The sequence below is a fragment of the Pectobacterium atrosepticum genome, assembly GCF_000740965.1.
Taxonomy (GTDB): Bacteria; Pseudomonadota; Gammaproteobacteria; order Enterobacterales; family Enterobacteriaceae; genus Pectobacterium; species Pectobacterium atrosepticum.
Window position 1 is genome coordinate 3,281,141 of record NZ_CP009125.1, and the last position, 20,204, is coordinate 3,301,344.

A 20,204-nucleotide genomic window follows, 5' to 3' on the forward strand; every position below is an offset into this window, starting at 1 on the left:
CGGTCCGAAAGATAGCGGGTATAGCTCACCTTTGATAGGGATTATACCCATCACGCCGATCGACTTCCTGATTTCTGGCAAGGTTATGACTATTTTTCGCCATCAATACCTTTCAGCCATCAATGCGCGGCCTTCCCACTTTCCGCCATAACGGGAACAGTAGCAGAAAAATGGCAAACCTCTCCACACCCATAAAGGAGTGATCAGGTCATACGAGAGGATAGCTGCGCTCGAATCAGCGAGGCTAATGCGATCACGCTTTGTTCGCAGCGATCGTCCCAGTCGTAGGACGCGTTGAAGCGGAAGTAGCGATCGTATTTGTCGCCAGTCGTGAACATTTTGCCCGGAGCAATGCTGACACCCCGTTCCAGCGCACGCCGGTAGAGTTCAGTGCTGCTGACGCCTTCAGGTAATTCCAGCCAGAGAAAATAGCCGCCTTGTGAATGATTAATACGAACTTCGCCCGGAAAGTGTCGCCGTAGAGACTGTAGCGCAGCGTGTTTTCGTTGCTCCAGCGCCCGTCGCAGGCGGCGCAGGTGGCTGTCATAGCTGCTGGTCGCCAGATAATCCGCAATCGCCAACTGCATCGGTGCGCTGGTTGATAATGTACTCATCAGTTGCAAACGCTGAATGCTTCCCGCATAGCTCCCTGCTGCCACCCAGCCGATGCGGAACCCGGCTACCAAGTTTTTAGAAAAGGAGGAACAGTGCAAAATCGTACCTTTTTTATCCAATGCCTTGGCTGGCAACGGACGTTGCAGACCGGTATAAAGCTCGCTGTAGACGTCATCCTCAACCAGGCCAACACCGTGGTTTTCCAGCATCGCCACCAGCCGCTGTTTCTTCTCCCAAGACAGCGTGCAGCCAAGCGGATTATGGAAATTAGTCATCAGCCAGCAGGCTTTGATCGGGTAGTCATGCAATGCCTGCTGTAGCGCGTCAAGATCTATGCCCTGCTGCGGATCGGTAGCAATCGCAATGGCTTTGAGTTTAAGACGTTCAATCGCCTGTAGCGCACCGTAAAAAGCGGGAGATTCGATCACCACGTAGTCACCCGGTTCCGTCAGCACCTGAAGGCTGAGATTGAGGGACTCCATCGCCCCTGCCGTAATAACAATCTCATCGGGCGAAACGGCAATGCCCTGCAACGCATAGCGCTGGGCGATATTCTTCCTCAGGCTTTCATTACCCGGCGGCAAATTATCCAGCGCGCTTTGCGGCTGCATATGACGCGCCACCGAGGCCAGCGAGCGCGTCAGTTGGCGCTGTGGAAAAAGCTGCGGATCGGGGAATGCCGATCCGAAGGGCATCACCGCCGGATCTTTGCTGGCCTGAAGTACATCAAAAATGAACGCATTGACGTCCACGTCTTCGGTAAGCTGGACGCGATCCTGCCCAACGGGCGAATACAGATTGTCTGCTGGCGTTGCGGCCAACTGAGGTGCCGCGTAGTAACCCGATTGTGGGCGCGACACAATCAACCCCTGACTTTCCAGCAGTTGATACGCATGCAGCACCGTCATCAGGCTCATGCCTGCATGCAGTGATTTTTCCCGCAGCGAGGGTAATTTATCGCCCGGCTGCCAGATACCTTCCTGAAGCTGTTCACGGATTTGGTGAGCGAGCTGTTCAAACTTTGCCATAGCGCTACGGTTTCGCTGGGTGAGCCTGTCATTATTTTGGATTCGATCATCACCGATAGATGACGAGCGAGCAGGATTTTTTATTGAGAACAACGCATTGAACGCACGCTATTTCGCCGCATAACGCTGTACAAAATCCAGCAAAATCTTACGCGCCCAGACAGGCTCTTGTTGAATATCCATCATCCGATCGACATCCCAACCGCCCTGTCTCAGCGCCGTTTCAGTATGACGCAGGCACGTCAGCATGATGTCCGCATTGAATTCTGGGTGGAACTGCACGGTCAGGACTTTCTCGCTGTAGCGGATAATCTGACAACCGTCCATCGCTGAACTCGCCAGCACCTGAGCACCTGCTGGCGCTTCCAGCACCGACTGTTGGTGGGTCAGGTAAGCGCCGAACTGCGATGGATAGTCACGCAGTAAGGGGTCTTGTGCTGCGGCGTCATGAGTTGTCACAACCTGAACGCCGACTTCCTTGCCGTTCGGGTTGTCGCCTACTTTGCCGCCCAGCGCATCGGCCAGCAGTTGATGCCCATAACACACGCCCAGCAGCGGCACATCTGCGTAATACGCCTCGCGCAGCCAGCCTGCGGTGTATTCGCTCCACTCCAGTCGATCCGTGACCATCGACCACGAGCCAGAGATAATCACCGCTGCCAGCGTATCAAACGGTGGCAGCGGTTCCCCAAGATCGGGACGAACCACCTGTACTGGCTGAGAGTTATCCTGTACCGCATCGCTAAACCATTTCCCCTGCTGCCCAACCTGAGAGGCAATACCTTCCGGCGGTTGGCCCAACTGAATCACCAGCAATACCTTTTCGCTCATCGTCCTGTTCTACCCGTATTTGAGAAACCATCAACCAGGAAAACTATCGGTCTGAAAAATCAAAAGAAATACGACATCCGTCGCTTACAATGAACGTAGCACTCTGTTTTTATGAAAACCAGTCTTTATGAAAACGAATCCCTGAGCAATCCAGACACCATACAAACTTCAGCATGGTGAAAACGACGGGATTATCTGGTCATTAGGAAAGTGGATAGTCGGAGGGCGAGAGCGCTGGCTATGCCGAAGGCTGTTGCCGATAGGCCAGCGAGAAGACGTCATAGAAATCAACATCACCTTTGGTACGCTGAATTTTCTCTATCCCTGCTTTCACAGCGGGCGGCACCTGCTCGTTGCGTAACAGCTTATCCAGCGTGTCCTGCGATACGTGGCGGATCGTAAACCACTCACCGTTGTAGCAAACACGTAAATCCAGCGTATCAATGTCTTCAAAGCGATAGGTCGGATTGATATCCATCGAGAGTGCCAGCGTCATCACCAGCAGGAAGACGGTAAAGCCGATCAAGTACGGCAAACCAAAATAAGAGGCATAAAAGAGGATAATCGCAACCGGCACATAGCTCGCCAGCATCGCGGCAAACAGATAAGGGTGTGACTGCATGAATTTTCGGCTAAAACGTATTTTATTGTCGCGTTTCTCTTCCCGATTAATACGTTCGATCTCTTCGGTCAGAAGGCGTTTTACTTCATCCATCGTCATCACCATCATGCATATAAAAACTGTCATGCTTTAACAAAAACACAACACGGCTGGCGTCGATTAGACCATAGCCACCTGAGAGATAACAGATACAGTTTTCGACAGATTGGCTATAACAGTTTATCTGTTGCCGGGATAACGATCCCAGCAACATTGATGACAGAATGGCGGGGATTACGGAATAGCGGGCATGGTGAGATCGGGATCGATCAGATTGTAGATGTGATTGCCAAACACGGGCTGTTGCAGCAGTTGATCAACCGCCAGCGCCACATCCGAGCGTGACACCAATCCCAACGTAGCAGCACCTTGCGTCAGTTTCGCATTGTGTGTCGCCACTACGTCCAGCAGACCGCCAGGGCGAACGATACAGTGATCCAACGTACTGCTTTGCAGCCAGCTTTCTGCCAGCGATTTCTCCCGTACCGCAAAGCCAAACGCAGCTCTAGCGCGTGGCGACAGCAGCGGCCAGCTATCACCGCAGCCCAGTGAGGTCACCAGCAGCATACGCTTGATGCCAGCCTGCTCTGCTCCGTCAATCACCGTTCGGTGACCCTGATAATTTACCGTGCCGCCACCCATCGTCGATACTACAATGGCAGAGGGACCCGCAACACGGCAGGCTTCCGCCACCGTTTCTGGGTCGCAGGCATCACCTTCTACCACTGTCACACCCTGTTCACGCCAGTGTTTGGCCTGTTCAGGATTGCGTAATACCAGTACTACTGCCTGCTCGCACTCGATGGCGCGCTGTAATAAGCACCCACCCACCCCATTACCTGCGCCGAAAAGTAACCACGTCATACCTGCTCCGGTTGTAATTCACTCGCCAGCGCGCGGAACGCATCGACCTGAGCGCTCAGCAACTGGCGGTGGCTGTCTCGTCCAAGGAAGATTTTAAACATCGCCGCACCATTGGCATTAAAGAACACCACGGACGCCGTGTCCATCCCCATGAACTTACGCTCAATAAACGCAATGTGCTGACAGCTCGTCGCACGGATGTGTCCACTCAGGCCATTTTTGCCACGCAAGTTAAAGTAACCGTGGCGGTGCGTACCGGTTGGCAGCTCGCTCTTGAATTCCAGAATCGCATCCGCCGTGTGGCTAATGAGCGTCACTTCACCCCAGGTCGCAATCGTGTCCCACACCTGATCGAAACGATCGCCCGTCGCCAGCGTGCACTGAGCCGTAGGCAACGCCTCAACGACGGCAAACAGCGACGTATTGTATTTTCCGGCAATATCTTCCAATGTGCCATCAGGGTTGGTTGCCAGTAATTCATTCAGTGTCATGGTCATGATTGCGTCTCCGGTTAGTGGGCATGCTCTTCGGCATTAAGCTGAGGGATAATTTGTTGTAATGCCTGCATCAGGTTATTCGCCCAGAAGCGGCCATCGTTGGTCAAACGCAGGCAGGTGGAATCGTCACAGGTTAAACCGGCCTGATGCCACTGGCTCAGCAATGGCTGAAGTTCACGGGCATGCTGGGTCAGTTGAGGCAGTTTGATGCGACCGACCTCAATACCCGCCTGAAGCTGATGCTGCCACGGCCCGGTTGAGCTGGCTGGCGTCATCATCATGATCGGTTTTTGCCCCTGATCGATCTGCTGATAATAGCGCTCCAGACTGCGTTCCATCATGTAAGCCTGTCCGTTTATATTGCCGCCCGCACCGCTCCCCATTGCCAGGCAATCCGCGCCTTGTTTAATCAACAGATTGTACAGATTGCGCTCACGCGTGGTGCGCGCCCAGTGGCTGTTACTAAGCTGGTGCCAGCCAGAGTCAGCCAGAAATGCCGCGCCAGTCCGGTAAAAGTCACGCCGAGCGACCACATCAGGCAACGCAACACGCTGGTTTTCGGCCGCTTTCGCCAGCGGCGTTGTCGGTAACAGATTAAGTGCATACAGATCGACGCCGTCTAACGGTAAATCGCTGACGATCGCCAGATCTTCGCGCCAGATTTCCGGCGTTTGTCCCGGCAAACCGAACATCAGATCGCATACCACAGCGGCCCTGTCCCGCCCGCACAGGCGTTCAAGGAAGCGGATTGACTGCTGTTTATCCGAGGTACGCGCCATACGCTGACGAATACGGGTATCAAACGTCTGAATCCCAATGGAGAAGCGGTTCGCTCCTGCATCCAAACAAGCATCAATACGCTCATCGTCAAAATCCATCGCCCGCCCTTCTACCGTGATTTCACAGTCCGGTGCTAAGGGCAGCGAAGTGCGAATCGCACGAATGATTTGCGACAGCTCATCAGCCGCCAGCGCCGTTGGCGTACCGCCGCCAAAGTAAACCGCATGAATGGGCGCAGACTGGTGTAGCGGGCTGTCCGCTTCCATTGCTAATTCCTGCAACAGATAGCGGGTATAGGTCGCCGTACTGTCATCGCGCAGTTTGTTTTGGTAAAAACCGCAGAACGTGCAGTGCGTGGCACAAAAAGGAATGTGCAGATAGAGCAGACGCTTACGCGCAGGCACACTCTGCTGCTTCAGCGTCTGCCAACCGGCTGGAATTTGTTCTGGTGAAAGTGGCACATGGTTGCGCCAAGGCATCGCCATACGTCGGGCGCTAAAAGGCTGCTCACCGGGCTCGGCATAATACGGCGTCAAATCGATGTTCATTAACGGCCCCCAAATAATCAATAAAATAAATTAAATGATAATTATTTTTATTTGGCAATGTGGCGACAGCATAAATGAACGTGCAAAATTTCAGTGGGGTAAAATAACGCAATGGATTAACAATTTTTTTTCTTTTATGCAAACTGAAAATCATACAAGAAAAAGTTATTACCATTTTATTTCATGCAGTTACGATGAGTATTTCTTTTCTTTTTTAACAATTCCGAAAAAAACACCGCGTTTATTAAAGTTCGTTAATTTGGGTGATAAACAGACAGGATAAGTGAATATTTTCGCCCAATGACGACATCGGCAAGAAGAGATAAAAAGGAGAGAGAAACTGAGAATATCCGTTCCCCGTCCTAAACAGTGGTTAGGACGGGGACGGTTTATGGCTTACTGAATACCCTGACTGCGCAGGTAATCTTCGTAGTTACCGGTGAAATCGTTCACTTTGTTTGGCGTCATTTCCAGAATACGGGTTGCCAACGAGCTAACAAACTCACGGTCATGAGACACGAACAGCAGCGTCCCTTCATACATTTCCAGCGCCATGTTCAGCGATTCAATGGATTCCATATCAAGGTGGTTGGTCGGTTCATCCATTACCAGAATATTCGGACGCTGCATCATCAGCTTACCGAACAGCATACGACCCTTTTCACCACCGGATAAGACCTTCACTTTCTTCTTGATATCATCCTGACTGAACAGCAAACGACCGAGCACGCTACGCACCGCCTGTTCGTCATCTTTTTCCTGTTTCCACTGGCTCATCCAGTCAAACACCGTCAGCGTCTCATCGAATTCGTATTCGTGATCCTGTGCGTAGTAGCCAATTTGAGTATTTTCCGACCACTTAACAGTGCCGCTATCTGGTGCGAAATCACCGACCAGCGTTTTCAGCAATGTCGATTTACCCACGCCGTTGGCACCCAGAATGGCGACTTTTTCACCCACTTCGATCATGAGACCCAGCTTGCTGAACAGTGGGCCATTATCAAAACCTTTGGTCAACGCTTCAACTTCCAGCGCATTACGGAACAGTTTCTTATCCTGATCAAAACGGATAAACGGGTTTTGCCGGCTCGACGCTTTCACTTCATCCAACTGAATTTTATCGATCTGGCGCGCGCGCGATGTCGCCTGTTTGGATTTAGAGGCATTGGCGCTAAAGCGGCTAACGAACGATTGCAGTTCGGAAATCTGCGCTTTCTTCTTGGCGTTATCGGACAGTAAACGCTCGCGAGCCTGCGTCGCAGCCGTCATGTATTCATCATAGTTGCCCGGATAAACACGCAGCTCGCCGTAGTCCAGATCCGCCATATGCGTACAGACCATATTCAGGAAGTGACGGTCATGCGAGATAATGATCATGGTGCTGTTACGCTCGTTCAGCACCTGCTCCAACCAGCGGATAGTATCGATATCCAGGTTGTTGGTCGGTTCGTCGAGCAGCAGGATTTCAGGATCGGAAAACAGTGCCTGTGCCAACAAGACACGCAGTTTCCAACCGGGAGCAATTTCGCTCATCAAGCCATAGTGCTGATCAACAGGAATCCCCACACCCAGCAACAGTTCGCCCGCGCGTGATTCTGCGCTGTAGCCATCCATCTCACCGTATTCCACTTCCAGATCGGCCACTTTATAGCCGTCAGCTTCGCTCATTTCAGCCAATGAGTAGATACGGTCGCGCTCTTCTTTTACCGCCCACAGCTCACCGTGACCCATGATAACGGTATCCAGCACGCTGTATTTTTCAAACGCGAACTGATCCTGACGCAGTTTACCCAGACGTTCATTAGGATCGAGGAAGACGTTACCGCCGCTCGGCACCAGATCGCCGCCGAGAATCTTCATAAAGGTGGATTTGCCGCAGCCATTCGCGCCAATCAAACCGTAACGGTTGCCGCCGCCAAATTTAACGGAGATGTTTTCAAACAACGGCTTGCTGCCGAACTGCATGGTGATATTGTTGGTACTTAACACAGCACTTATACTCGAGTCGGAATGTGATTTGGCGCGCATTATGCCACAAGCGCGCGATAGGATCGCGGTTAGTTTTGAGTGATATTTAAACGATGCCGCATACAGGAGAGAAATGCGATGCCTATAGTACGTCGTTTCAAACAGGTCGACGTTTTCACCCAGCAGCCTTTCAAAGGCAATCCGCTTGCCGTCATTATGGAGGCGAATGGATTAACCGATGAGCAAATGCAAGACATCGCCCGCTGGACAAACCTGTCGGAAACCACGTTTGTTCTGCCAGCCACCAATCCTTTAGCGGATTATCATGTCCGCATTTTTACGCCAGAATCAGAGATTCCGTTTGCCGGGCATCCCACACTAGGCACCGCACACGCTTTACTGGAAGAAGGATTACGTCCTAAATCCTCGGGGCAGTTGATACAACAGTGCGGTATTGGTTTGGTTCCAATCAACATCGGTGATGATGAGAGCCTCGCTTTTCACGCGCCGCAGGCCACCATCGTTCCGTTTGGCGATGAGCACATGCCGCTGCTGGAAAAAACGCTGGGCATTACCAACCTTGGTGCTAACCGTATCGATAAACGCTATCCGCCTGCCGCCGTACACATGGGAATTCGCTGGCTCGTGGTTCGTGTAGACAGTGCCGACACCTGTCTGAACATCACACCGGATGCAGAAGCACTCGCCGCCGTGGAAAATCTCAGCCAGACCAACGGTATCGCCATCTATGGACCACACGAGGGTGCAACGCCCGCTGATTATGAAGTTCGCACGTTCTATATTGAACGCGGCCATCTTAAAGAAGATCCCGTGACTGGCAGCGCCAATGCCTGTCTGGCAGCGCTGCTTCGTCAGCATCACTCCATGAATAACATCGACGCACCGCTCAGTTATCTTGTGCGACAAGGCACGATGCTGCAACGTGACGGCCGAATTACCGTGACTTATCTGAACGATGAACCTTGGATCGGCGGGCATAGTGTCACGATCGTTGATGGAACGTTGCAGCGTTAAAGGGAGGATCTTTATGGAACAGTTATCTACAGATACGTTATTTGCAGACAACTTATTTGGAGACAAGCTGTATGAGCTACGCCATCAGCCCCATCTGCGCCTAGCGATACAGGAAGAGAGCGACGCTGAGGCGCTCTTTACCTTGATTCAGCAGGAAAAACCACGTCTACGGCGAACGTTGCCTTGGCCAGATTCCGTCAAAAGCGTCGATGACACGCGGGAAACCATTCGCGGCAACAGAAAGGAATTCTTCGACAAAACGGCCGCCGTATACGTCATCCGCTGGGACGATGCGCTGGCAGGCATCGTTTCCTTCAACACGATCCAGAATAAAGAAGGCGTCATCGGCTACTGGCTCGCCGAAGAATTTGAAGGTAAAGGCATCATTTCTCAGGCCGTCAGTACGCTGATAGCAGCCTATATCGATGCGAACCTCGTTGAGCGCTGCGTCATCAAAGCCTCAACCGCCAACACGCGTAGTAACGCCGTCGCCCAACGCCGTCGCCCAACGGCTCGGCTTCCTTTTTCATCACACAGAGAAAGATGCGGAGCAGATTGACGAGCAGTGGTTCGATCACAATATTTACCACTATTCCGCCTGACACGGACTCGTAGTGTATCCCCTCACCTGATTCGCGGCGCTATCGGGCGCGCATCAGGTTCTCTTCACTCCTCCGTGTATTTCATTGACTCACTCGTTATATTTTTGTGACTAACATCACAAAAATGTTGAAATCCAATTTCATCTCCGCTAACATTAAAAACGTGATGAACATCACACTTAATTAACCCGTTAGAGGAGTCTGATAATGACTATGCTTCGTAAAATCAGCAAATTCTTTAAAAGAATGGGAGACGTTTATGTCAGCTACTGTGAACGTATTGGTTCAATCATCAGCCCGTTCTGATTGTGATATAAACAATCTCTAAAGCCGCCTCCTACAGGCGGCTTTTGTTTTTCTCCTGTTCCCACATTCCATTCATTCCTCTTTCTTTTTTTGTCTACCCACACATCACAGATTTGTGCATCACACCGCATGCCTGAACATTCTCTTTTAAAAACAGCCCAATGCATTTTTCTCTCGCAGCAAAATCATCATTAACAGACTATGCTTTTCTGTAGCTGTACTTGCTTCGCGTCCCCGACGTCTGCGTTAAAAGATATAAGGACATGACTATGAGTAAAGTTAAACAACAGGATATTGACCGTCTGATCGAGCTGGTTGGCGGGCGTGAGAACATCGCGGCGGTCACGCACTGCATCACCCGTCTTCGCTTTGTCTTGCACGATGCTTCCAAGGCGCACCCCAAAAACATTGAAGAAATGCGTATGGTAAAAGGCTGCTTCACGAATGCCGGACAATTTCAGGTCGTGATCGGCACTGACGTAGACGAGTATTACAAAGCGCTGCTCGCCACCACGGGAAAAGGAGAGATTAATAAGGAAGAAGCCAAAATCGCCGCCCGCCAGAATATGAGCTGGTTTGAGCGCAGCATTTCACATTTTGCCGAGATCTTTTTCCCTCTGCTTCCCGCACTCATCAGCGGGGGCTTGATCCTCGGGGCGCGTAACGTTATCGGCGACATCCCGATGCGTGACGGGCAAACGCTGGTACAGCTCTACCCGACCTGGCAAACCGTCTATGATTTCCTCTGGCTACTCGGCGAAGCCATCTTCTTCTACCTCCCTGTAGCCGTCTGCTGGTCAACCGTACGTAAAATGGGCGGGACACCGATTCTCGGTATCGTGCTAGGCATCACGCTGGTATCACCACAGTTAATGAATGCCTATCTCATCGGCCAACAAACGCCTGAAGTGTGGAATTTTGGCTGGTTCACCATTGAAAAAATAGGTTATCAGGCACAGGTCATTCCTTCCGTATTAGCCGGAATGGCGCTGGCTTTGATCGAAATACGACTGAAAAAAATCGTGCCGGATTACCTCTATCTGGTAGTCGTGCCCGTAACATCACTCATTCTGGCCGTTTTCCTGGCACACACGTTGATTGGTCCGTTTGGTCGTATGATTGGCGATGGCGTCGCCTGGGCCGTTAAGGCGGTGATGACAGGCAGCTTCGCCCCAGTTGGTGCCGCGCTGTTTGGGTTCCTGTACGCGCCGCTGGTCATCACGGGCGTACACCAAACGACATTAGCGATTGATATGCAGATGATTCAGAGTATGGGCGGCACCCCAGTTTGGCCACTCATCGCGCTGTCCAACATTGCACAGGCAGCTGCCGTCGTCGGGGTGATTATCGTCAGTCGGAAAGCCAACGAGCGCGAAATATCTGTTCCCGCTGCGATTTCCGCCTTTCTTGGCGTGACCGAGCCGGCCATGTACGGTATCAACCTGAAATACCGCTTCCCGATGCTGTGCGCCATGATCGGCTCCGCCGCTGCTGCGCTCATTTGCGGCCTATATGGCGTAACAGCAAATGGCATCGGCGTCGGTGGATTGCCGGGTATTCTCTCCATCAAACCTCAGTTTTGGGGAGTCTTTGCTCTGGCGATGCTGGTTGCCGCCGTCATCTCGATAGTGCTGACCGTGCTGGTCTATAAGCGCAAAAGTCGCAATGGCACGCTAGATCCCGCATAACCGTCCTAATATCTATTCAGCCGCGCCTGTTAAGCCGCGGCGATAACGCTGCAGGAGGATTTTTCATGAGTACATCACTCCCCTGGTGGCAAAACGGCGTGATTTATCAAATCTATCCGAAGAGCTTTCAGGACAGTACCGGAAATGGCATTGGCGACATCGCTGGTGTCACCGCCCGACTCGATTACCTACAACAGTTGGGCATCGATGCTATTTGGCTGACTCCGGTTTACCTTTCTCCTCAGGTTGACAACGGCTATGACGTGGCCGACTACTGCGCTATCGACCCAGCCTACGGCACGATGGCCGATATGGAAACGTTGATCGCCGAAGCACATCGACGTCGTATTCGTATTGTCATGGATATGGTGTTCAACCATACCTCTACTCAGCACCACTGGTTCCAGAACGCTCAGGATCGCCGCAGCCCCTATCGTCATTTTTATATCTGGCGTGATGGTAATGACGGTGCACCGCCCAATAACTGGCGTTCAAAATTTGGCGGCCCAGCTTGGCTGTGGCACGCGGAAAGCAAACAATACTATCTGCACCTTTTCGCTACCGAACAGGCCGATCTGAACTGGGAGCACCCGCGCGTACGGGATGAATTAAAACAGGTCTGTGGATTTTGGGCGGATAAAGGCGTAGACGGGCTGCGGCTGGATGTAATCAATCTAGTCTCCAAGCAGCAGGATTTCCCGTCAGACACACAGGGCGATGGACGCCGTTTTTATACCGATGGGCCACTTATTCACGATTACTTACAGGAGTTCAGTCAGGATGTATTTCAGCCCCGCGGGTTGATGACTGTCGGTGAGATGTCATCGACCTCACTGGAACATTGCCGCCGCTACGCCGCACTGGACGGCAGCGAACTCTCCATGACGTTCAATTTTCATCATCTGAAAGTTGATTACCCTAATGGGGAAAAATGGACGCTGGCGGAACCTGATTTTATCCAACTCAAGCTGATTTTTAACCACTGGCAGCAGGGTATGCATAACCACGCCTGGAATGCGCTGTTCTGGTGTAATCACGATCAGCCACGCATCGTGTCGCGTTTTGGCGATGAAGGGGAATTCCGTGTGCAATCCGCCAAAATGCTGGCGATGGTGCTACACGGTATGCAGGGCACGCCCTATATCTATCAGGGCGAAGAGCTGGGCATGACCAATCCCGGCTATACACAGATTGAACAATACCGCGATATTGAAAGCCTGAATCAATTTGCCGAACAGCGCGATCGGGGTCAGGTAGATGAGCAAATCTTAGCGATCCTCGCCAGCAAATCACGCGATAACGGCCGTACGCCAATGCAGTGGGATGAGAGCGATCATGCTGGATTTACGACCGGCACACCGTGGATAACCCCCAGCCAGAACTTTCCTCACATCAACGCAGAGCAGTCGCTGGCGGATAAAGAGTCCGTCTTTTATACCTACCAGCAGCTTATTGCTATGCGTAAAGCCCTTCCGCTGCTAACGCACGGCGACTATAAGGATCTGCTGCCAGACCACCCTAACGTCTGGTGCTATCAGCGCACTTGGGAGGGGCAACGGCTTCTGGTTCTGGCAAACCTCAGCAAACAGCCCCTGCGCTGGCAACCTCCGATGGAGACCCACGACCGCCGCTGGCGACTGTTATTTAGCAATTATTCTGATGCACAGCCGCAACCGGCAATACTGGAGTTGCGACCATTTGAAGCCATCTATTGGATACAGGGAATGCAGGAGAAAGAGGATAAGATCCAAGAATAGAGAGTATAAGAAGATGTAGCGGGTAACCCCCGCTACATTGATTGTCAAACATCTTACATGATTCTTCAGAAACTCGCCCCCTGCCTTGCTCATCGTTACCAAGCGACGGTTACAGAGCTATGTACCGCAGAGCGACGTTGACTCAGTGTGGCAGAAACTAGCGCTTAGCCAGCAGTAATCCCAGCACCAGACCGACCGTGGCGCCAATACCGATGCCGTGCCACGGTTTGTCGTGCACATAAACATCGGCTTTATCGGCTACCTGCTTCGCGCGCGCATAATAGCCGTCAGTCACGCCAATGCGGGCTTTAACTTCCAGCAGCGCTTTTTCCGCTCCCTTCTTCAAATCAAGATAGGTTTGGTCTGCCTGATCGCCCGTATAGCGTAGTACTTCGTCTAGCGTTTCAGACAGAAGTTTTAAATCATCATCGACACGAATTTCTTCAGGCTGTTTTTTTGTCGCCGCCATAAAGTGCTTCCTTCTGTTATGAAAAGTCATTAGTTATAAATCGTGGCCTTCTTAACTATAGACAATTTTGCGCGACTTTTACGGCTTCAATAGACCAGATCATTCCTAAAACGAACGTTACTGATATAAAAAACGCCGTTGACTCTCATCAACGGCGCTTCATAACTCAACCTAACTCTCGTCAGTGGTTACATCATTGGCTGCGCCAATTGAACCAGAGAGATAAGCGGCTGCGGGTACAAACCAAAGAACAGTACCACGATGGAAGAGATCAACACGACCACACCACCCGCGGTTAATGCCCAGTTGTTTGGCGTATCACGCTGCAACACCTGAGGCGCATTCAGGAACAAGCTAACCATGACACGCAGGTAGTAGTACAGACCAATGGCGCTACCCAGAACGACCGCGCCGGTCAACCACCACAGTTCAGCATTAACACCGACAGCCAACACGTAGAATTTCCCGAAGAAGCCCAGCGTCATCGGGATACCCGCCAGCGACAGCATCATTACCGTCATAACCGCAGACAGAATCGGTTTATGCCAGAACAAACCACGGTAAGAGAACAGCGAATCGGCATCCGGGCCACGGTACGGGCTGGACATCAGACTAACTACACCGAACGCCCCGAGGCTGCTGAACAAGTAACCGACCAGATAAACACCGACAGTTTCCAACGCCAGTTGATGACTCTGAACCGCGATCAGGGCAACCAACAAGTAGCCCAGATGCGCGATAGAGGAGTAACCGAGAAGACGTTTGATATTAGTCTGCGATACCGCCATCACGTTACCGAACATTATCGATGCAAACGCAATAATACTCAGCACGATTCTGACGGATTCGCTGTCAGCCACCGGCGCGTACAGGAACAAACGCATTACCGCACCGAAAACCGCAATCTTACCGGCCGTCGCCAGAAACGTAGATACTGGCGCAGGCGCCCCCTGATACACATCAGGTGTCCACAGCTGGAACGGAACCAGAGACAGTTTGAAGCCCAGACCGACAATCATCATCCCCAAGCCAGCCAGCAGCAGCGGTTCATGGATTTGGTGATCGCTCAGGCTCTTACCTAGGCTGGCAAAGCTCATATCGCCCGATTCAGCATAGATCAGCGCCATCCCAAACAGCAGGAAGGAAGACGCCGCCGCCGACAGCAGCATGTATTTAATACTGGCTTCCAGCGAACGCTTCAGGCGGAAGGCATAACCGACCAGACCAAACAGCGGGAGGGAAAGCAGTTCAATCCCGATGAACAGCGAAGCCAGATGGTTGGCGCTCGACAGCAGGATCCCACCTAACGCAGCAATGAGAACCAGCAGGTAGAACTCATCACGGTTGTCTGGGTAGCCTTGCAGCCACGGATAGGCAAACGTGCTGGTTGCCAGACTGGCAAGCAGAACCAGTCCGGTATAGAACATCGAGAAGCCATCAACACGCAGCAGCGGCGTCACATCCGTTGGGCCAACCTGGCCGACAAAGTACAGTGACAGCAACGCAATATTCAGGCCGATAACCGTCATGGTTGCGTTGACAAAATGGTTGCGTCGCCACGCAATGCACAGCATCACAACCACTACCGTCAATCCGACGATCAACAGCGGCGATAGCGCAATTAGTTGTTGAAGAGTTATTGTCATGGCGAATTACGGCCTTGTTGTTGAAATAATTGAATCTGGAGCAGACGACATAAACCACTGCTGGATATTTGACATCGCGGCACTGGAGGTATCCAGAATCGGTTGCGGGTAAACCCCTAACAACACCAGTAATACCACCAACAGCAGCACGATAGACAATTCGCGGATCGACATACTCTTCAATGGTTCATCAGATTTAGGCGTACCGTAATAAGCACGCTGGATCATGATCAGTGAGTAGACCGACGCAAATACCAGACCGAAGGTTGAGATCACCGTAATCACCGGCACAACCTGATAGCTGCCGAACAGAATCATGAATTCGCCAACAAAGTTGCCCGTACCCGGCATCCCCAAGGTCGCCACAGCAAAGAACAGAGACAGCGCTGGCAGGAATTTCAGACGCGACCACAGGCCACCCATTTCACGCATGTCACGGGTATGCAGACGTTCGTACAGCTGGCCGCACAGAATAAACAGACCGGCAGCAGACAAACCGTGCGCAATCATCTGAATCACTGCGCCCTGATAAGCGAGTTGATTACCGGAATAGATGGCAATCATCACGAAGCCCATGTGCGACACCGAGGTGTAAGCAATCAGGCGTTTGATATCCGTCTGTTTGAACGCCAGCCATGCGCCGTAGAAGATACCAATCACACCCAGCCACATAGCAATCGGTGCAAAGGCATGGGAGGCATTCGGGAACAGCGGCAGACTGAAACGCAGCAGACCATAGGCCGCCGTTTTCAGCAGGATACCCGCCAGGTCAACAGAACCTGCTGTCGGAGCCTGACTGTGCGCATCCGGCAACCAACCGTGCAATGGAACGACCGGCATTTTTACAGCAAACGCGATGAAGAAGCCCAGCATCAGCAGATATTCAACGCCATATGACATTGGGGTCTTCAGCAGGTCTTCATAGTTGAACGTCCAAACGCCGGTAGCATTGTGATGCACAAAGACCAGCGCCAGAATCGCGATCAACATGATCAGGCCGCTCGACTGGGTATAGATGAAGAACTTGGTCGCCGCCGTAATTCTGGTTTTACCATCGGAGCCTTTATGCCCCCATAGCGCAATCAGGAAGTACATCGGCACCAACATCATTTCCCAGAAGAAGAAGAACAGGAACATGTCGATGGCAAGGAACACACCGATAACACCGCCCAGAATCCACAGCAGGTTCAGGTGGAAGAAGCCCTGATAGCGCTGAATTTCATTCCAGGAACAGAGAATTGCCAACACGCCCAGCAAACTAGTCAGCACCACCATCAGCAGCGACAGGCCGTCTAGCGCAAGATGAATACCGATGCCGAAGCGCGGGATCCACGGCACATAAAACTCGGATTGCCATTGTGGTACGCCTGTCGGCGCTGTCAGTGAGTAACCGCCTTGCAACCACAGTTGCAGAGACAGTGCGAGTGTCAGCCCCATTGCAATCAACGCTATCCAGCGCGGCACTTTCGTACCAAAACGCTCTAACTGCCAACACAGCAGACCGCCGATAAAGGGGAGAAGAATTAGCCAAGGTAGTAGCATGGCGTTTTGTGTCCCTAAATTAAAGAAATCTGAAAACTTGCCGTGGCGGGCATTCCTGTCTGCGGAATGCCCTACCTTTTATACGTTACCGGATACTGCCTTACACCAGCAGTAACAAGCCCAGCACCAGTACGGCACCAAAGCCCATAGAAGCAACGTACCAGCGCAACTGCCCATTCGCACTGAGCGCCAGCCCACTATTACCCCAGCGGATAACAGTAGCCGGAAGGGTCATCAATGCATTCAACGGATCACGCTGCAACAGCTTCGCGATAGCCAGATACGGTTTAACAAAGACATGGTCGTACAACCAGTCGAAGCCCCACGCGTGGAACCACCAGGTCGAGAAGAAACGGCCCGGGGCACTCTTCGCGATGCTATTCACCACCTGACGTTTACCCAGCCACAGCAGAGCGGCAAGCAGAATACCGGCAATCGCCACCACGCCAGAGGTAATTTCCAGCGTCATCAACTGGCCGTGTTCAAGCTCAGTCGTCGCCGGTAATACACCGTGCAACGGCGGAACAATCATCGCACCAATAAAGGTGGACAGAATCATCAGCACAACCAGCGGTAAGTGGTGGGAAATGCCTTTTCCTGCATGCGCCTTAATTTTCTCTTCACCGTGGAACACGATGAAAATCATACGGAACGTATACAGCGAGGTCATGAAGGCACCAGCCAATCCAGCCACCATCAGATTGATGTGACCATTTGCCCATGCGCCAGCCAGAATCTCGTCTTTACTGAAGAAACCAGCGGTAACCAGCGGCAATGCAGATAGCGCAGCGCCCCCGACCAGGAAGCAGACATAAACCAGTGGAATGGTTTTACGCAGGCCGCCCATCTTGAAGATGTTCTGCTCGTGGTGGCAGGCCAAAATCACCGAACCAGAAGAGAGGAACAGCAGCGCTTTAAAGAATGCGTGCGTCATCAGGTGGAAAATCGCGGCATCCCATGCCTGAACGCCCAGCGCCAGGAACATGTAACCAATCTGGCTCATCGTGGAATAGGCCAGCACGCGTTTGATGTCGGTTTGCACCAGAGCGGCAAAACCCGCCAGTACCAGCGTCACCGCACCCACAATACCCACCAGATGCAGGACATCCGGTGCCATCAGGAACAGGCCGTTGGTACGCGCAATAAGGTAAACACCCGCAGTAACCATCGTGGCGGCGTGGATCAATGCAGATACCGGTGTTGGACCGGCCATCGCATCTGCCAGCCAGGTTTGCAACGGCAGCTGTGCTGATTTACCAACCGCACCACCTAGCAACATCAGCGTAGCCCAGGTGATTTCCGGTGAACCTTCAGCCAGTTTCTGCGGTGCCAATACCATCAGCTCGCGGAAGTTAAGCGTGCCCAACTCTTTGTAAAGAATGAACAGTGCAAAGGCCAGAAAGACGTCACCCACGCGCGTAACGATGAAGGCCTTCATTGCAGCCGCGCCGTTTTTCGGATTGGTGTAGTAGAAACCGATCAGCAGATAACTGCACAGCCCTACCCCTTCCCAACCGAGGTACATCAGCAACAGGTTATCAGCCAGTACCAGAACGACCATACTGGCGATAAACAGGTTGGTGTAAGCGAAGAAGCGAGAATATCCCTCTTCCCCACGCATATACCAAGAGGCAAACAGGTGAATAAAGAAACCGACACCAATCACCACGGACAGCATCGTCACAGAGAGACCGTCGAGCATCAGCGTTACGCTAATGTCGAAATTGCCAACGGTCATCCATGTCCACAAATGCTGATTAAAGAAGGTGACACCACCGGTGTGCTGCTGGCCCATAAAATCGACCACAACCCAAGCGGCAACTAGCGCGGCCAGACCAATCGAGCCAACACCGACGGTCGCGGACGTATTTTCCGACCAGCGACCGCGGGAAAATGCCAGCAACAGAAAGCCGAGCAGCGGGAAGAGTATTGTTAAATAGAGTAAGTTCATCCGCGCATCTCACTGACTGTATCAATATTCAGGGTTTGACGACGGCGATACATCTGTAACAACAAGGCCAGACCAATACTGGCCTCGGCTGCTGCCAGCGTAATCGCCAGAATGTACATCACCTGACCATCTGGCTGCTGCCAATAGCTACCCGCGACGACAAAAGCCAGTGCGGCAGCGTTGATCATGATTTCCAGACTGATCAACATAAACAGCAGGTTACGACGAATCAACAGACCCGTCAGCCCCAGAACAAACAGAATAGCGGCTAAAATCAACCCATGTTGTAACGGAATCATGCGCGTTCCCCCGTTATTTTTTTCTCAACGTCCTGGTTCGCGCCGCCTTCTTTATTGACAACGTCACCACGTTTATCTTCACGACCAATATGGAAAGCGACAACCAATCCCGCCAGCAGCAACATTGACGCTAACTCAACTGCCAGAACATAAGGCCCAAACAGGCTGATGCCCACCGCTTTCGCCTCAACGGGCGTGCCAGTGATACCCTGATCTTTCAGGCTAAGGATCGCGTTGACCACAATCACCAGTAACGCCAGTGAGAGAATACTTGGACCAATCCAGACGCTGGGTTTCAGCCAATTCCGCTCTTGTTCTTCTACAGAAGAACCGAGGTTGAGCATCATGACGACGAACACAAACAGCACCATGATGGCACCCGCATACACGATGATGCTCAACGCGCCGGCAAAATTAGCCCCCAGCGAGAAAAAGACGCCCGCAATCGCCATGAGCGAGGTGACCATATACAACAATGCATGCACAGGATTGGTATGCGTAATGACGCGCAGTGTCGCCAATATCGCAATCAAACCTGTGGTATAAAAAGCGAATTCCATGCTAGCTCCTTAGGGCAACAGGCCTTTGACATCAATAGGTTTGGCTTCGTTTTCAGCTTCGCCTTTATCTTTCCCATCGATTGCCATACCAGCCATCCGGTAGAAATTGTATTCCGGATATTTACCCGGCCCCGATATCAGCAGATCTTCTTTCTCGTACACCAGATCCTGACGTTTGTACTCGCCCATCTCGAAATCCGGTGTCAGCTGGATAGCCGTTGTCGGACACGCTTCTTCACAGAAGCCACAGAAAATGCAGCGCGAGAAGTTGACGCGGAAGAACTCGGGATACCAGCGACCATCTTTGGTTTCCGCTTTCTGCAATGAGATACAGCCGACCGGACACGCCACCGCGCACAGGTTGCAAGCAACACAGCGCTCTTCACCATCGGGATCGCGCGTCAGCACGATACGACCACGGTAACGTGGCGGCGGATTCACAGGCTCTTCTGGGTACATCCTGGTTTCGCGCTTCTTGAAAGCATTCGATCCCACCATACAGATACTGCGTATCTGGGTGCCGAAACCAACCACTAACTCTTTCAATGTCATGGTTT

17 protein-coding genes and 1 pseudogene are annotated in these 20,204 nt (G+C 52.1%); 4 read left to right on the plus strand and 14 right to left on the minus strand.

Features of this window, described 5'->3' with window-relative positions:
• Positions 1-203: 203 nt before the first annotated feature.
• The 7 genes from GZ59_RS14505 to GZ59_RS14535 all read right to left on the minus strand — a co-directional run bounded on the left by GZ59_RS14505 (position 204) and on the right by GZ59_RS14535 (position 7,813).
• The gene (locus GZ59_RS14505) at positions 204-1,643 is read right to left on the minus strand and encodes an aminotransferase-like domain-containing protein (protein ID WP_011094534.1); all 1,440 of its coding nucleotides are present in this window, start codon (positions 1,641-1,643) and stop codon (positions 204-206) included.
• Positions 1,644-1,751: 108 nt separating this feature from the next.
• Positions 1,752-2,474: a glutamine amidotransferase gene (locus tag GZ59_RS14510; protein ID WP_039292755.1), complete on the minus strand. Its 723-nt coding sequence runs from the start codon at positions 2,472-2,474 to the stop codon at positions 1,752-1,754.
• A gap of 238 nt (positions 2,475-2,712) precedes the next feature.
• Positions 2,713-3,189 carry a YlaC family protein gene (locus GZ59_RS14515; protein WP_226302317.1) on the minus strand — a complete coding sequence of 159 codons (477 nt, stop codon included), beginning with the start codon at positions 3,187-3,189 and terminating at the stop codon, positions 2,713-2,715.
• 180 nt (positions 3,190-3,369) lie between these two features.
• Entirely contained in the window at positions 3,370-3,999 is a 630-nt protein-coding gene (locus tag GZ59_RS14520; RefSeq protein WP_011094537.1) for an NAD(P)H-binding protein, read from the minus strand.
• Positions 3,996-4,496, minus strand: a complete 501-nt coding sequence (hutX, locus tag GZ59_RS14525) for a heme utilization cystosolic carrier protein HutX (RefSeq protein ID WP_011094538.1) — start codon at positions 4,494-4,496, stop codon at positions 3,996-3,998. The genes GZ59_RS14520 and hutX overlap by 4 nt, the downstream gene beginning before the upstream one ends.
• Positions 4,497-4,510: 14 nt before the next feature.
• The gene (gene hutW / locus GZ59_RS14530; protein WP_011094539.1) at positions 4,511-5,824 is read right to left on the minus strand and encodes a heme anaerobic degradation radical SAM methyltransferase ChuW/HutW; all 1,314 of its coding nucleotides are present in this window, start codon (positions 5,822-5,824) and stop codon (positions 4,511-4,513) included.
• 396 nt (positions 5,825-6,220) lie between these two features.
• Positions 6,221-7,813: an ABC-F family ATPase gene (locus tag GZ59_RS14535; protein WP_011094540.1), complete on the minus strand. Its 1,593-nt coding sequence runs from the start codon at positions 7,811-7,813 to the stop codon at positions 6,221-6,223.
• A 117-nt stretch (positions 7,814-7,930) separates the two neighbouring features.
• Between GZ59_RS14535 and GZ59_RS14540 the strand changes: the two genes are divergently transcribed.
• From GZ59_RS14540 to treC, 4 genes and pseudogenes are all read left to right on the plus strand, one after another.
• Positions 7,931-8,827 carry a PhzF family phenazine biosynthesis protein gene (locus tag GZ59_RS14540; protein WP_039292766.1) on the plus strand — a complete coding sequence of 299 codons (897 nt, stop codon included), beginning with the start codon at positions 7,931-7,933 and terminating at the stop codon, positions 8,825-8,827.
• A 13-nt stretch (positions 8,828-8,840) separates the two neighbouring features.
• Positions 8,841-9,429 (plus strand): annotated as a pseudogene (locus GZ59_RS14545) (GNAT family N-acetyltransferase).
• Between the two features lie 575 nt (positions 9,430-10,004).
• Positions 10,005-11,423 (plus strand): PTS trehalose transporter subunit IIBC, encoded by a 1,419-nt coding sequence (gene treB / locus GZ59_RS14550; protein ID WP_039292769.1) that lies wholly within the window; start codon positions 10,005-10,007, stop codon positions 11,421-11,423.
• A 65-nt stretch (positions 11,424-11,488) separates the two neighbouring features.
• Positions 11,489-13,180, plus strand: coding sequence for an alpha,alpha-phosphotrehalase (gene treC / locus GZ59_RS14555; protein WP_011094544.1), 1,692 nt, complete (start codon positions 11,489-11,491; stop codon positions 13,178-13,180).
• Between the two features lie 157 nt (positions 13,181-13,337).
• On the opposite strand, the gene elaB is transcribed toward treC, so the two are convergent.
• From elaB to nuoI, 7 genes are all read right to left on the minus strand, one after another.
• Entirely contained in the window at positions 13,338-13,649 is a 312-nt protein-coding gene (gene elaB / locus GZ59_RS14560; protein WP_011094545.1) for a stress response protein ElaB, read from the minus strand.
• A 188-nt stretch (positions 13,650-13,837) separates the two neighbouring features.
• Positions 13,838-15,295, minus strand: coding sequence for an NADH-quinone oxidoreductase subunit NuoN (gene nuoN / locus GZ59_RS14565; RefSeq protein WP_039292772.1), 1,458 nt, complete (start codon positions 15,293-15,295; stop codon positions 13,838-13,840).
• A 6-nt stretch (positions 15,296-15,301) separates the two neighbouring features.
• Positions 15,302-16,837, minus strand: a complete 1,536-nt coding sequence (gene nuoM / locus GZ59_RS14570; protein ID WP_011094547.1) for an NADH-quinone oxidoreductase subunit M — start codon at positions 16,835-16,837, stop codon at positions 15,302-15,304.
• Positions 16,838-16,937: 100 nt separating this feature from the next.
• The gene (gene nuoL / locus GZ59_RS14575; protein ID WP_011094548.1) at positions 16,938-18,788 is read right to left on the minus strand and encodes an NADH-quinone oxidoreductase subunit L; all 1,851 of its coding nucleotides are present in this window, start codon (positions 18,786-18,788) and stop codon (positions 16,938-16,940) included.
• Positions 18,785-19,087 carry an NADH-quinone oxidoreductase subunit NuoK gene (gene nuoK / locus GZ59_RS14580; RefSeq protein WP_005969835.1) on the minus strand — a complete coding sequence of 101 codons (303 nt, stop codon included), beginning with the start codon at positions 19,085-19,087 and terminating at the stop codon, positions 18,785-18,787. Before nuoK ends, nuoL begins: the two co-directional genes overlap by 4 nt.
• Positions 19,084-19,647: an NADH-quinone oxidoreductase subunit J gene (gene nuoJ, locus GZ59_RS14585; RefSeq protein WP_011094549.1), complete on the minus strand. Its 564-nt coding sequence runs from the start codon at positions 19,645-19,647 to the stop codon at positions 19,084-19,086. The genes nuoK and nuoJ overlap by 4 nt, the downstream gene beginning before the upstream one ends.
• Before the next feature lie 9 nt (positions 19,648-19,656).
• The gene (nuoI, locus tag GZ59_RS14590; protein ID WP_005969838.1) at positions 19,657-20,199 is read right to left on the minus strand and encodes an NADH-quinone oxidoreductase subunit NuoI; all 543 of its coding nucleotides are present in this window, start codon (positions 20,197-20,199) and stop codon (positions 19,657-19,659) included.
• Between the last annotated feature and the right edge of the window lie 5 nt (positions 20,200-20,204).